Source organism: Pseudolysinimonas sp. 10J20-29 (assembly GCF_055809595.1).
In genome coordinates, this window is the sequence record NZ_CM147917.1 from 2,483,817 (window position 1) to 2,496,526 (window position 12,710).

15 protein-coding genes and 1 tRNA gene are annotated in these 12,710 nt (G+C 70.2%); 5 read left to right on the plus strand and 11 right to left on the minus strand.

The genetic code is table 11. The features are described 5' to 3' along the window. Positions 1–608 precede the first annotated feature (608 nt). The 4 genes from AC0L6Y_RS12025 (at position 609) to AC0L6Y_RS12040 (ending at position 2,386) form a co-directional block, all read left to right on the plus strand. Positions 609–679: transfer RNA gene (locus AC0L6Y_RS12025), tRNA-Gly, on the plus strand. Between the two features lie 14 nt (positions 680–693). Continuing rightward, the gene (locus AC0L6Y_RS12030) at positions 694–1,338 is read left to right on the plus strand and encodes a dienelactone hydrolase family protein (RefSeq protein WP_473552748.1); all 645 of its coding nucleotides are present in this window, start codon (positions 694–696) and stop codon (positions 1,336–1,338) included. Positions 1,339–1,356: 18 nt separating this feature from the next. Then, entirely contained in the window at positions 1,357–1,665 is a 309-nt protein-coding gene (locus AC0L6Y_RS12035; protein WP_473552750.1) for a DUF2470 domain-containing protein, read from the plus strand. 73 nt (positions 1,666–1,738) lie between these two features. After that, a complete protein-coding gene (locus tag AC0L6Y_RS12040; RefSeq protein ID WP_473552752.1) occupies positions 1,739–2,386 on the plus strand; it encodes a biliverdin-producing heme oxygenase in 648 nt (215 codons plus the stop codon). Between the two features lie 55 nt (positions 2,387–2,441). On the opposite strand, the gene AC0L6Y_RS12045 is transcribed toward AC0L6Y_RS12040, so the two are convergent. Then, a complete protein-coding gene (locus AC0L6Y_RS12045; RefSeq protein WP_473552755.1) occupies positions 2,442–3,737 on the minus strand; it encodes an ATP-dependent DNA helicase in 1,296 nt (431 codons plus the stop codon). Between the two features lie 40 nt (positions 3,738–3,777). Between AC0L6Y_RS12045 and AC0L6Y_RS12050 the strand changes: the two genes are divergently transcribed. Then, positions 3,778–4,794: a hypothetical protein gene (locus tag AC0L6Y_RS12050; protein WP_473552758.1), complete on the plus strand. Its 1,017-nt coding sequence runs from the start codon at positions 3,778–3,780 to the stop codon at positions 4,792–4,794. Positions 4,795–4,814: 20 nt separating this feature from the next. Here the strand turns inward: AC0L6Y_RS12050 and AC0L6Y_RS12055 are convergent, their stop codons facing one another. The 10 genes from AC0L6Y_RS12055 to AC0L6Y_RS12100 form a co-directional block, all read right to left on the minus strand. Further along, the gene (locus tag AC0L6Y_RS12055; protein WP_473558496.1) at positions 4,815–6,446 is read right to left on the minus strand and encodes an ABC1 kinase family protein; all 1,632 of its coding nucleotides are present in this window, start codon (positions 6,444–6,446) and stop codon (positions 4,815–4,817) included. A gap of 76 nt (positions 6,447–6,522) precedes the next feature. Continuing rightward, on the minus strand, positions 6,523–7,077 hold the full coding sequence (locus AC0L6Y_RS12060) for a PadR family transcriptional regulator (RefSeq protein ID WP_473552760.1): 555 nt from the start codon (positions 7,075–7,077) through the stop codon (positions 6,523–6,525). A gap of 61 nt (positions 7,078–7,138) precedes the next feature. Further along, positions 7,139–9,106, minus strand: a complete 1,968-nt coding sequence (locus AC0L6Y_RS12065; protein WP_473552762.1) for a bifunctional copper resistance protein CopD/cytochrome c oxidase assembly protein — start codon at positions 9,104–9,106, stop codon at positions 7,139–7,141. An 88-nt stretch (positions 9,107–9,194) separates the two neighbouring features. Next, entirely contained in the window at positions 9,195–9,479 is a 285-nt protein-coding gene (locus AC0L6Y_RS12070; protein WP_473552764.1) for an HU family DNA-binding protein, read from the minus strand. A gap of 245 nt (positions 9,480–9,724) precedes the next feature. Further along, complete coding sequence (gene rpsN, locus AC0L6Y_RS12075) at positions 9,725–10,030, minus strand: 30S ribosomal protein S14 (RefSeq protein WP_294179480.1); 306 nt, start codon at positions 10,028–10,030, stop codon at positions 9,725–9,727. A 2-nt stretch (positions 10,031–10,032) separates the two neighbouring features. Beyond that, a complete protein-coding gene (gene rpmG, locus AC0L6Y_RS12080; RefSeq protein ID WP_036301131.1) occupies positions 10,033–10,203 on the minus strand; it encodes a 50S ribosomal protein L33 in 171 nt (56 codons plus the stop codon). Further along, a complete protein-coding gene (gene rpmB / locus AC0L6Y_RS12085) occupies positions 10,203–10,439 on the minus strand; it encodes a 50S ribosomal protein L28 (RefSeq protein ID WP_473552766.1) in 237 nt (78 codons plus the stop codon). The genes rpmG and rpmB overlap by 1 nt, the downstream gene beginning before the upstream one ends. A gap of 214 nt (positions 10,440–10,653) precedes the next feature. Continuing rightward, entirely contained in the window at positions 10,654–11,037 is a 384-nt protein-coding gene (locus tag AC0L6Y_RS12090; RefSeq protein WP_473552769.1) for a Fur family transcriptional regulator, read from the minus strand. Next, positions 11,034–11,903: a metal ABC transporter permease gene (locus AC0L6Y_RS12095; protein WP_473552772.1), complete on the minus strand. Its 870-nt coding sequence runs from the start codon at positions 11,901–11,903 to the stop codon at positions 11,034–11,036. The genes AC0L6Y_RS12090 and AC0L6Y_RS12095 overlap by 4 nt, the downstream gene beginning before the upstream one ends. Continuing rightward, positions 11,900–12,703, minus strand: a complete 804-nt coding sequence (locus AC0L6Y_RS12100; protein ID WP_473552778.1) for a metal ABC transporter ATP-binding protein — start codon at positions 12,701–12,703, stop codon at positions 11,900–11,902. The genes AC0L6Y_RS12095 and AC0L6Y_RS12100 overlap by 4 nt, the downstream gene beginning before the upstream one ends. Between the last annotated feature and the right edge of the window lie 7 nt (positions 12,704–12,710).

Sequence of the window (12,710 nt, forward strand, 5' to 3'; positions counted from 1 at the left end):
GCCTTCTGACTGGTCCCCAAAGCCCGGCGCTCCACGTTCGCATCGGGTGTGGCGGCGTATAGCCCGGCGAAACGCCCGGTCGACCATCAGCTGAACCCGGCGCCCTCGGCATACTGAACTCTTCGACCGACGCGGACTCCAACGAGCTGTTTCCTCAGCCGCCAGTCGCGGCCCGGCCCGACATCAGTGAAGCTCGAACTCATCGTCGAAGCCCGCCTGACCCGCCTGAAGCTCGTTTCTTCAGGAACGACGCGACCGTGAGCAAGCTGATTCGGTGAAGACACGGTTCGCCATCGTCGAGGTCAAGCCGTAGTCGCCCATCGGTGTTCCAGGTGCGGGCAATAGCCCGGGTGATCTGATGCGGCTTGAACTCGAGGCGAGCGGCCAGGTGATCGATGCACCCCGCGACACACTTGCTTCGGAGTTTTCACGCATAACGTCCAGCCAGCCGCAACAACTGATGCGCCGAAGCGGGTGCTTAGCAGAAACAACCCGAATTCCTTCTCTCCGGACGAGGATGCAATCCTCGCTCGCGCGTCGCGTCGTCACGCGCGACGGGTAAGATAGTTCATACGGCTTTCCTGTTGTTGCTCGAAACAACGCACCGCGGGGATGTAGTTCAATGGCAGAACTTCAGCTTCCCAAGCTGATAGCGCGGGTTCGATTCCCGTCATCCCCTCTCCGATTGGCACCATGAGCGCATTGGTCCGCAACCCGTCGCCGGGCAACCTCGAGTTCGGCGAGCCCGGCGATCCGCTTGTCGTGGTGATCCCCGACTGGTTCGGGCGCCTGCCCTGGCTGGCCTCCTACGCGGAGGCGCTCGCGCGCCGCGGGCTGCGCGTCGTCGTGCTCGACCTCTACGACGGCGTCGCCACCACCGACGAGGGCCAGGCGGAGCGGCTGGCGAGCGGCCTGGAGCGATCCGCCGCCCTGATGATGGTCGAGGATGCGATCGAGCGCGGCCGCGACGAGGGCAGCGACCGGGTGGGCCTCATCGGCTTCGCGCTCGGCGGCGGCCTGGCGCTGCTCACCGCGCAGGCCGGCGACGTGGATGCGGTGGTCGCCTACACCGCGACCCTCGCCGAGTCCGAGGACGGCGTCGTTCCCTGCCCGGTGCTGCTGCACTTCGCGGGCACCGACGAGTGGGCGCCCGGCGCCGAGCCGGAGACGTTCATCGCCCGGCTCGACGACGACGAGACGCCGGTGACCCGCCACGACTACCCGGGCACGACGCACTCCTTCGCGAACGCCTCGCTCGCCGACGAGGTGGACCCGCAGGCGGCGGGCCTCGCCTTCGCCCGCACCGCCGAGTTCCTGCTCGACTACCTGGGCGACTGAGCAACTAGCGTTGAGCGCATGACCTTTGCGCCCGAGATCGTCGCCGCCGTGCTGCACCACATGAACGGCGACCACCCGGATGACAACCTGCTCATCGCGCGCGCCTTCGGCCCGGCCGAGGTCGACGGCGCCACCGCCGCAACGATGGCCGGCCTCGACGAGTCCGGCGGCGTGTGGAGCACGACGGTCGACGGCGTCGAGCACACGGTGCGGGTGCCGTGGCCGAGCGGCCCGATCAGCGAGCGGCCCGAGATCCGCCGCGAGGTCGTGGCCCTCTACGACGACGCCTGCGCCAAGCTTGGCGTCGCCCCTCGACCGCACGAGTAGATGCTGAGCGGCCCTCGTCCCTGGCGGGCGCCCACGCTAAGGTAAGGGTGACCTCACTTGAAGGAGTCCCCCTGTGTCTGTCATCTCGTTCTCCGAAGCGCTCCGCGCCCGCAGCTGGTCGCGCCACGGTGAGAGCGAGGGCGCCGGATTCATGTCCGACCTGATGAAGGGCGAGGGCACTCGCGAGGACTACATCGCCCTCGTCGCCCAGCACTATTTCATCTACGACGCACTCGAGGGTGTCGCACCGACGTTCGCCGACAACCCGATCGCGACCCCGTTCCTGAGCGAGCAGCTCAGCCGGATGCCCGCGCTCGAGGCCGACCTCGCCTTCCTGATCGGACCGGACTGGAAGGAGCGGATCGCACCGCTGCCGACCACCGAGCGCTACGTCGCCCGCATCCGCGAGATCGCCGCCGAAGGCTGGGCGGGCGGCTTCGTCGCCCACCACTACACGCGCTACCTCGGCGACCTGTCGGGCGGCCAGGCGATCGGCCGGCTCATGCAGCGCCACTTCGGCTTCGAGACCAACGGCATCGGGTTCTACATCTTCGACCAGATCGCCAACCCGAAGGAGTTCAAGGAGGCCTACCGCGAGCAGCTCGACGCGGCCCCCTGGGACGAGGCCGAGCAGGAGCGCGTCATCGACGAGGTGCTGCGCGCCTACGAGTTCAACACGAAGCTGTTCGAAGACCTCTCGCGCGCGAAGGCCGCCGCGTAGCGGTCTCGGCAGGCCGCTTCGCGGCTGCTCGACCCGCGCGGCGCGTGACCCGCGATCAGATCGCGGCGATGCCCGGGATCGCCTCGGCGCGCGACATGAAGTCCTTCACGCGCTCGTCGACGATGATGTCGCTCGGGCGCAGCGGACGCGTCAGGTAGAGACCCTCGAGCGCGGTGATCCGGCTCAGCGCCACGTAGGTCTGACCGGGCGCGAACGAGCGGGGGCCCAGGTCGACGATCGCGCGGTCGTAGCTCTTGCCCTGCGACTTGTGGATGGTGACCGCCCACGCCAGCCTCAGCGGGAACTGCGTGAACTCGGCCACCACATCCTTCGACAGCGTCTTCGTCGCCGAGGAGTAGGTGTAGCGATACCGCTCCCACGTGCTCGGCTGCACCTCGAAGTCCTCGCCGTCGACCTCGACGGTGACGGTGTCGGCGATCTTCACCACCTCGCCGATGGTGCCGTTCACCCAGCGCCCGTCGCCGCCGGTGTCGTTGCGCAGGAACATCACCTGCGCGCCGAGCTTCAGCTCGAGACGCTCGTCGGCCGGATAGGCGCGGCCGCCGAACTCGCCGTTCACCTCCGCGACCGCGGTCTTCGCGGCACCGGGAAGCCGGGCCAGCGCGCTGCCGTTGATGCGGGTGACGGTCGCGTTGGTGGTGGCGAGCGTGATGGTGCCGTCGTCGGGCGCGGGCCGGGCGCCCATCTCGTTGAGGCGGCCCGCCATCTCGGCGGTGACCACGCCGTGCCGCACCGCGGTCAGCAGGGTCTTGAACTCCAGCTCGTGCTGTCGGTGGATCGTCGCGAGCTCGAAGATCGTCAGCTCGGCCTCGTCCCACACGCGCGCGTCGAAGAACCACATCGAGCGGTAGCGGTCCGCGAAGTAGGCGCGCTCCTCCGGATCGCCCGGCACGGGAGCCAGCTGGTACGGGTCGCCGAACATGACCAGCTGCACGCCTCCAAAGGCGTCGTTCGGCTTCGCGCGCGCCTGCCGCAACGAGCGGTCGATCGCGTCCAGCAGGTCGGCGTTCAGCATCGACACCTCGTCGATGACGAGGGTGTCGATCGCGCCGAGCAGCTTGCGCAGCTCGCCCGACTGCTCGATGTCGTGGTCGGCGATCACGCCGATCGGCAGCCGGAACAGCGAGTGGATCGTCTGCCCGCCGACGTTCAGCGCCGCCACCCCGGTCGGGGCGCAGATCACCACCTGCTTCGAGGTGCGCCACGACAGATGCTCGAGCAGCGTCGACTTGCCGGTGCCGGCCCGACCGGTGACGAAGATGTGCTGCCGCGTCGACTCGATGGCGTCGAAGACGGCCTGCTGCTCGGGGGAGAGCTCAGGCAGCGGCATCCATCAAGGCTACCCAGTCCGACGACCGTAGGATGCGACTGTGCTCACCGCTCCCGACGTCGCGGCCCCGACCGGGGTGCGTCGCCGCGCGCTCATCTGGCTGGCGGCGGCACTGGTGCTGACCCTGGCCGGCACGGGCGCCGTGATCGCCGCGAACGCGACCGTCTTCGGCGCCGCCTCGTTCGTGCGGATCTACCTGGATGCGCTGGCGCGCGGCGACGCGGCGGAGGCGCTCGCGCTTCCCGGGGTGGCGAGCGACGACGAAGGCCTCGACGTCACCCTGCTGTCAAGCGCGGCGCTCGCGCCGTTCGAGATCGGCGAGGTGCGCGCGACGGCGAACCGGGACGGCCTCCACGAGGTGACCGCCACGTGGACGGTCGGCGCCGAGGTGCACGAGACCCGCTTCACGGTGGAGCGCATCGGCACGACCGCGGGCCTGTTCGCGAACTGGGCCTTCGCCGTCAGCCCGCTCGCGATGCTCGACGTCACCCTCGAGCACGAGGACCGCGTGCAGGTGAACGACCTCGACCTGGTCACCGCGAGCATCACCGCCGCCCCGCACCGCTTCGCCGTGTTCGTGCCCGGCCGCTACACGCTGCAGCACGACAGCCGGTGGCTCACGAGCGACGCCGTCACGATCACCGCCGACCGGGTCGGAAGCACCATCGAAACCGCCGTGGAGGTCCGCGCGAACGAGGATCTCCTCGCCGAGGTCGACCGCACCGCGCGCGAGTTCCTCGACGACTGCGCCGCGCAGCGGGTGCTGTTCCCGCCCGGATGCCCGTTCGGCGAGACCGTCAACAACCGGGTGCTGGGTGAGCCCGCCTGGTCGATCGACGTGTATCCGGAGATCACCATCGCCGGGACGAGCGGGGAGCCGCGCTGGCGCTCCGGACCCGATCAGGGGATCGCCCAGGTGACGGTCGAGGTGCAGTCGATCTTCGACGGCAGCGTCGAGACGCTCGAGCGCAACGTGCGGTTCCCGATGGAGTTCGAGATCCACATCTCCCGCGGGGACCGCCTCACCCTCGTGACGGTCGACCCCTACGCCGACTGAGCCCGCTCACGGCGGACGGCTCAGCGCAGCCGCGACGGAAGAAGCGCGTGCAGCAGCGGCAGCGCGGAGGCGCCCATCAGCACCCAGCCGAGCACGTCATCGGTGGGGCGCAGCAGCACCCCCGCGATCAGCAGCCCGGCGAACACGATCGCCGAGGCGATGCGCCGCAGCGAGCGGTCCATCGCGCGGAGGCGCTGCTCGACCTCCGGCGAGCGCACCGCCAGCTCGCCGCGGTCCAGCCGTGAGATCAGCGCGTCGGTGCGCTGCGGCAGGCGTGCCAACGCCGACACGATCGCGAGGGCCTCGCGCCCGACACCGCGCAGCACGCCCGCGCCGGTGCCGCGCAGCAGGCTTCGCGCGAACGGGTCGACCGCATCCCACATGTTGAAGTCGCGGTTGAGCGCGCTGGTCACGCCGGAGGTGAGCGAGACGGTGCGCAGCAGCAGCAGGAAGCTCTCGGGCAGCTGGAACGGCAGCGCGCGGATCGTCTCCCCGAACTGGGCGGCGAACTCCTGCAGTTCGCGCGGGTCGATCCGCTGCAGCTCGGCGACCCCCATGCCGCCGAAGCGGTCGAAAAGGGCCGTCATGGCGCGCTCCAGCTCGACGGTGTCGGCGGTCGGCAGCAGCACGCCGAGGCGCTGGATGGCGACCACCAGTGCGCGCGCATCGCGCGAGACGACGGCGAAGATGAACTGCTGCAGGCCCTCGCGCAGTTCGTCGGAGATCTCGCCCATCATCCCGAAGTCGATGTAGGTGAGCCGCCAGTCGTCGGGCTCGCCCGATCCGCCGGGCGTGACGAAGATGTTGCCGGGGTGCGGGTCGGCGTGGAAGAACCCGGCGACGAAGATCTGCTGGAACGCCGACCGGGCCAGCTCCGCAGCGACCGCGGCCGGGTCGATGCCGGCCGCCTGAAGCGCCGCGACGTCGGTGATCTTGATCGCGGTGACATCGGCGAGGGTCAGCACCCGCAGCGCGCTGCGCTCCCACACCACGGCGGGGGCGGCGATGCGCGGATCCTCGGCGAAGTCGGCGGCGAAGCGCTCGGCGTTGGCCGCCTCGTGCACGTAGTCGATCTCCTCGCGGCTGGTGGCGGCGAACTCCTCGACGAGCGCGGGCGCGTCGGTGCGTCGGGAGACGAGCCGGATGCGCGACAGCCAGCGGGCGACCCGACGCAGCGCCGCCAGGTCGACCTCGACGATCTCCTCGATGCCGGGGCGCAGCACCTTGACGACCACGTCGGCGTAGCCGAGGTCGGCGGCGAGCTCCGGCGACAGCCGGGCGCGGTGCGCCTGCCCAAGGGAGGCCGCGGCGATCGGCGCGCTGTCGAACCGGGCGTAGGCGCGGTCCAGCGGCATCCCGAGTTCTCGCTCGGCCTGCACGACGATCCGCTCGATCGGCTCGGCGGCGACCTCGTCCTGCAGCCCCTCCAGCTCGCGGGTGATCTCGGGCGGCAGCACGTCGAGGCGCGAGGAGAGGAACTGCCCCACCTTGATCATCAGCCCGCCGAGGTCGGCGGCGAGCACGTGGAAGCGTCGCGCCAGCCGCTGCAGTCGCGGGATGCGTCCCGATGCAGCGAACCGGCCGAGCCCGAGGCGCGGCAGCACCAGCTCGAACCACCACGCCTGCGCCAGCGCGAGCGCCGCGAAGCGCATGATGCGGCGGTAGCGGGCGCGCAGCGCGCGATCCTGCGTCGGCGCGGAGGAGTCGCCGCGGGCGGGCGGCACTCGGTCAGTCCTCGGCAAGGATGCCGTAGATCTTGCGGCGGGTCTCGTCGAGCAGCGCGGCGGTGCGCTCCTTCTGCTCGGAGGTGCCGTGCTGGGCGACCTGCGCGGCGGCCTGCGCCAGCTTGGCGCCCGCCTTCGGCACCACCGCCGAGTGCTCGGCGAACCGCGGCATGCGCCAGCCGGCGCCGTGCTCGCCGCCGGAGTCGTGCGACTCGTCCTCCTCGTCGCCGGCGGCCGCGTGCGCCGCGGTGCGTCCGGCCTCGGTGAGCGAGAAGACGCGTCGTTCGCCAACGTGCTCCGCGCTGATGAGCCCCTCGTCGACCAGCAGTTCGAGCGTCGGGTAGACGACGCTCGCGGTCGGTCCGTCGCCGCGAGCGCTCATCGCCGCGAGCGCCTGCATGATCTGATGCCCGTTCTGGGCGCCGTCGAGCAGGGCGACGAGGATATCTGAGCGCACATCGCGACGGGGCGCGCGTCCCGGCATCCGGGGGGCGAAGGTGTCACGGAGGTCATCCAGCGCCTCCCACAGGTCGAAGCCGGAGGCTGTCGAGTCGCGCATGCGAGGTCCTTTCATCGCGGTGCGCCCAGTCAACTGCACGACGCTGGGACGACGCCGTGATCTACGGGCGGCCGGCCCGGGCGGCGAGGGCGGCGTTGTAGGCCGCCAGCTCGGCGTCGCCGTCGCGGTCGGCGGCCCGGTCGCGCCGCTTCGCCTCGCGGTCGTCGCTGCGCGCCCACATGATAGCGACGATGATCGCGAGCGCCACGGTGGGGATCTCGCCGACGCTCCAGGCGATGCCGCCGCCCCACACCTGGTCTTCGAGCGGCGGAAGCCCCCAGGTGCGTCCCATCGCCCCGTACCAGTCGGCCAGGAACAGCGCCTCCTGCGACATGATGGCCAGCCCGAAGAAGGCGTGGAATGCCATCGTCGCCAGCAGCAGCAGCAGCCGCAGCGCGTACGGCGGACGCCCGCCGATCGGGTCGACGCCGATCAGCACCTGCGCGAACAGGTAGCCGGTGATGAGGAAGTGGGCGACCATCCAGACGTGCCCGGCGTGCTGCTCGGTCGCCCAGCGGAACAGCGGCGAGTAGTAGAACACCCAGAGCGAGGCCGCGAACAGCACGGCCGCCACGATCGGGTTGGTGAGCACCTTCGAGAAGCCGGAGTGCACGAGCACGAGGATCCACTCGCGCGGTCCGCGACTGCCGTCGTCGCGCTTGCGTATGGTGCGCAGCGCGAGCGTGACGGGCGCCGACAGCACGAGGAAGATCGGGATCACCATGGTCAGCAGCATGTGCTCGAGCATGTGGATGCTGAACAGGTACTCCTGGTACGCGCCGAGCGATCCGCTGGTCGACCAGAGCAGCGTCAGCATCCCGATCACGAAGAACGCGGTGCGATACCACGGCCACCGGTCGCCTCGACGGCGCAGCCGGACCACCGCGGCCAGGTAGAAGAACAGGCCGAACACGACGACGAGCGCCCAGAGCAGGTCGAGATCCCAGGTCGTGAGATAGCGGATGGGGGTGAGCTCGGGCGGCAGCGTGTCGCCGGTCAGATACTCGGCCGGCGTCGGGTCGGCCAGGTCGTAGGCCGGGATCTCGACCACCGGCGGGGCGGTGCGGGCGAGGGCGGCCGCGACGCCGCTGGCGACGCCCATGAAGGCGAGCTCGACGGCCACGAACACGGCGAAGATCCGGTGCCCCGCGCCGGCGACGATGCGCCCGACGAACACGCGGCGCTGCAGCGCGCCGAGCAGTCCGAGCACGCCGAGGGCGACCACTTTGGCGACGACGAGCAGCCCGTAGGGAGTGAGCAGCTCGGGCAGACTGCCGACGCGGATCGCCGCGCTGACGTAGCCGGAGACCGCCACCACCAGGAAGCTCACGAGCGCCAGGGTGGAGTACCGCGGCAGGATCGCGGCGAGCCGGTCGGAACCGGCGCTGGCGCGCAGCACCACGAGCAACAGGAGTCCGCCGACCCAGACGGCCGCGAAGACCAGGTGCAGCCACAGCGCGGTGACGGCCAGGTTGTGGTCGGCCGCCCCGCCCGCGTGACCCTGCTCGGCGAGCGGCGCGAGCCCGATCGTCGTCGCGGCGGTGATGATCCCGAGGGCGGTGACGTTGCGCACCGCGAAGCACAGCACGGTGAGCGCGGCGCCGACCAGCATGGTGATCAGCCAGGCCCGACCCAGCTCGATCTCGGTGAGGAAGGTGCCGAGCGCCTCCCCGTAGCGCTCGTCGAGGCTCGGGGCGGTGTTGAAGACGGTGGTGAAGGAGAAGAACGCGGAGGCCGCCGCCGCCACGGTCCACACCGCGGCACCCGCGGCCGCCACATCCAGCGCCCGGTCGAACTCGGGCTTGGCGGACGAGAGGCCGAAGAGGGCCAGCACCAACGAGCCGAGCGCCGTCGCGACGCCGAGGTTGAAGACGAGCTTCGCGATCGGCAGACCCCAGCGCACCAGCGGTCCCGGATCGATCACGAGGGGGGCTTCCGCACCGCCGCCGACGAGGAGCGCCAGCACCGTCGCGACGAGGGCGACGACGAGGAGGGCGGCGGGTCCGAGGACCCCGATCAGGCGCGGCACCCCTCCAGCGTAGGCGGATGCGCGCCCCGAAAATGCCGCAGGGGGACCAAGGCGCGGTGCGCCTCGATCCCCCTGCGGGAAGCCTGAACTACTTGGCGGCGGCCTTGAGCTTGCTGCCGGCCGAGACCTTCACGCCCTTGCTGGCGGCGATCTGGATGGTCTCGCCGGTCGCGGGGTTGCGTCCGGCGCGCGCGGCGCGGCTGATCTGCTCGAAGGAGATCCAGCCCGGGATCGCGACCTTGGTGCCCGATCCGACCGACTCGGCGACGACGCTGAAGAACGAGTCGACGACGCTGGCAACGGTGGCCTGGCTCTGGTTGGTCTCGGCCGCGATCTTTGCGACGAGATCGCTCTTGTTAAGGGTGTCAGCCATGGGTGTCCTCCTCGGACTCAATGCATTTCATGTGGCACGAAGAGTTCGTCAGAGCGACGGAACTTTCGCGGTTGTGATTCCAGCGCCTTCGCCCCGGAACCACAGTGAAACTAGCACCCGTGGCCCGTGTTCCTGGGGATGTTGCACGGTGTTCCACATCCGGATTTGCTGGGTATTTCCGCGCCCGGGAACGCGAAAGGGGCGAAAACTCACGTTCTCGCCCCTCGCGCTGTGGTCGGTTTCGACTACCAGCTCGACTTCGTCACGCCCGGCAGCTCGCCACGGTGAGCCATGTCACGGAAGCGGACACGCGAGATGCCGTACTTGCTGAGGACACCGCGCGGGCGGCCGTCGATGGCGTCGCGGTTGCGCAGACGCACCGGGCTCGCGTTGCGGGGCAGCTTCTGCAGACCCAGGCGGGCCTCCTCGCGCTGCTCGTCGGTGGAGGTGGGGCTGACGAGCTGCTTCTTCAGCTCGAGACGCTTCGCGGCGTACCGCTCCACGATGACGGCGCGCTGGTTGTTGCGCGCGATCTTGCTCTTCTTGGCCATGCTTAGCGCTCCTCGCGGAATTCGACGTGCTTGCGGACCACGGGGTCGTACTTCTTGAGCACGATGCGGTCGGGGTTGTTGCGTCGGTTCTTGCGGGTCACGTAGGTGTACCCGGTACCGGCGGTCGAGCGGAGCTTGATGATCGGACGAACGTCCTGCGACTTCTTCGCCATCAGATCTTCTCCCCTCGGGCGAGCAGGTCCTTGACGACCGACTCGATGCCGCGAGCGTCGATCACCTTGATGCCCTTAGCGGACAGCGTCAGGGTCACGTTGCGCTTGAGCGACGGGACGTAATAGGTCTTCTTCTGCACGTTCGGGTCGAAGCGGCGCTTCGTCCGGCGGTGCGAGTGCGAGATGTTGTGTCCGAAGCCGGGAGTGGCTCCGGTCACCTGGCACACTGCAGCCATGGTTCTTCCTTATCGTTGCGGCGGAGCGGACTCCGCCTGATCTACCGTGGGACGATCGCCCCACCCAAGGTCACTTGTCGGCATGCCAGATCCGGTCGCGAGCGGCCGGACGGCACACAAGAAGCGCGCTTTCGCGCACAACTCTCCGAGAATAGCCGAGGTTCCGGCCGTTGTCACCTCCGCGACGACCGCCGCGAACCGGCGACGCGCGCGGTCAGGAGCAGTCGGTGCAGAGGCCGAACACGTCGACGACGTGGTGCGGATCGCTGAAACCGTGCTCGGCGGCCACCTCGCGCGCCCACACCTCGACCTTGTCGGCCTTGATCTCGACCGTCTTGCCGCAGTTGCGGCAGATCAGGTGGTGGTGGTGGGTTCCGGGCGTGCAGGCGCGGTACAGGCTCTCGCCGTCCTGCTGCAGCGCATCCGCCTCGCCCTCCGTGGCCAGGTCGGCGAGCGCACGGTAGACGGTGGCAAGTCCGACCGACGAGCCGGTGCCGCGCATCGAGGCGTGCAGCGCCTGCGCGCTCACGAACCCCTCGGTCGTGCCGAGGGCGGAGCGCACCGCTTCGCGCTGCCAGGTGTTGCGCTTGGCGCTCATGCCGCCACCTCCGCCTCCACCTTACGACCCGCCGCCGTGCGGGCGCGGGCCGCCTCGATGCCGCGGCAGACGACGTAGATGAGGAACGAGATGGTCGTGATGAACGGGCTGATCGGCAGCGAGCCGGCGATCGCGAGCAGGATTCCGCCGAGCGCCGAGACCAGGCCGAACGTCACGCTGAGGATCGGCACCAGCAGCGGGGAGGCGCTCACGCGAAGCGCGGCGGCCGCCGGGGTGACCAGCAGTGCCAGCACCAGCAGCGCGCCGATGATCTGCACCGAGACGGCGACGACGAGACCGAGCAGCAGCATGAACACGATCGAGAGCGCCCTGCCGGGTACGCCGCGGGCCACCGCGACCTCCGGGTCGAGGCTATCGAAGCTCAGCGGCCGCCAGATCACCAGCAGCACCACCAGCACGGCGGCGCTGATGCCGATCAGGCGCCAGACGGCCGGGTCATCCACGGCGATGATCTGCCCGGTGAGCAGGCCGAACTTGTTGGCGCTGCGCCCCGAGTAGAGGGCCAGGAACAGGATCCCGAGCCCGAGCCCGGCGGGCATGAGCACGCCGATGATCGAGTTGCGCTCGCGCGCCCGCGCGCCGAGCACGCCGATCAGGAGCGCCGCAATGATCGAGCCGAAGATCGAGCCCATCACGACGTCCACCCCGATCAGCAGCGCGGCGGCGGCGCCGGCGAAGGAGAGCTCGCTGATGCCGTGCACCGCGAACGCCATGTCGCGCTGCATGACCATGACGCCGATGAGGCCGCCGACGATGCCGAGCACGGCGCCGGCGAGCACCGAGTTGGCGACGAGCGCGAGAATGGCGCCGTAGTCGGTGAAGTCGAAGATCTGGTCGAGGCTCATGCGCGCACCCCGTGCTGATGGCCGGGCATCTCGGGCGTGCCGACGACGAGAATGCGTCCCTTCGTGCGGATGACCTCGACCGGGGTGCCGTACAGCTCGCCGAGCACCTCGGAGCGCAGCACCTCGTCGGGGGTGCCGACGCGGAACGAGCCGCCGGCGAGGTACAGCACGCGATCGACCATGCCGAGCACCGGGTTGATGTCGTGCGTGACCATCAGCACGCTGGCTCCCCGCTCGTGGCGCACGCGCTCGAGCAGTCCGGCGACGGTCCGCTGGTGATGCAGGTCGAGGCTGAGCAGCGGCTCGTCGGCGAGCACGAGCGCGGGGTCTCCGGCCAGCGCCTGGGCGACGCGCAGGCGCTGCTGCTCGCCGCCGGAGAGCAGCCCGACGGGCACCCGCGCGTACTCGCGGGCGCCGACCTCGGTCAGCAGCTCGTCGACGCGGCGGCGGGTCGTGCGGTCCGGCCACGGGATGCCGAAGCGGGTGCCGTCGATGCCCAGCCGCACGAGGTCCTGCGCGCGCAGCGGCGTGCCGGGCGCGAAGGGACGCTGCTGCGGGATGTAGCCGACCCGATCGCGGCCGTTCGGCAATTCGATGGAGCCCGCGTCGAGCTTGGTGAGGCCGAGGATCGCCCGCAGCAGGCTGGACTTGCCGGCGCCGTTGGGTCCGAGCACGGCGATGAACTCGCCCGCGGCGATGGTCAGCTCGAGCTCGCGCCACAGGGTGCGCACGCCGAAACCGAGCGACGCCCCCCGGATCCGGAGGGCGGCGCTCTGGTGAGCGTGGTCGGGCGATGTCACCTGTCGA

Coding starts and splice junctions, on each gene's coding strand:
- rpmG (WP_036301131.1), bottom strand. CDS start 10,203: ATGGCGAAGAAGTCGCAGGACGTTCGTCCGATCATCAAGCTCCGCTCG.
- AC0L6Y_RS12095 (WP_473552772.1), bottom strand. CDS start 11,903: ATGAGCCTCGACCAGATCTTCGACTTCACCGACTACGGCGCCATTCTC.
- AC0L6Y_RS12030 (WP_473552748.1), top strand. CDS start 694: ATGAGCGCATTGGTCCGCAACCCGTCGCCGGGCAACCTCGAGTTCGGC.
- AC0L6Y_RS12060 (WP_473552760.1), bottom strand. CDS start 7,077: ATGCGCGACTCGACAGCCTCCGGCTTCGACCTGTGGGAGGCGCTGGAT.
- AC0L6Y_RS12035 (WP_473552750.1), top strand. CDS start 1,357: ATGACCTTTGCGCCCGAGATCGTCGCCGCCGTGCTGCACCACATGAAC.
- rpsN (WP_294179480.1), bottom strand. CDS start 10,030: ATGGCCAAGAAGAGCAAGATCGCGCGCAACAACCAGCGCGCCGTCATC.
- rpmB (WP_473552766.1), bottom strand. CDS start 10,439: ATGGCTGCAGTGTGCCAGGTGACCGGAGCCACTCCCGGCTTCGGACAC.
- AC0L6Y_RS12090 (WP_473552769.1), bottom strand. CDS start 11,037: ATGAGCGCCAAGCGCAACACCTGGCAGCGCGAAGCGGTGCGCTCCGCC.
- AC0L6Y_RS12045 (WP_473552755.1), bottom strand. CDS start 3,737: ATGCCGCTGCCTGAGCTCTCCCCCGAGCAGCAGGCCGTCTTCGACGCC.
- AC0L6Y_RS12070 (WP_473552764.1), bottom strand. CDS start 9,479: ATGGCTGACACCCTTAACAAGAGCGATCTCGTCGCAAAGATCGCGGCC.
- AC0L6Y_RS12055 (WP_473558496.1), bottom strand. CDS start 6,446: ATGCGCTTCGCGGCGCTCGCGCTGGCGCAGGCGTGGTGGTTCGAGCTG.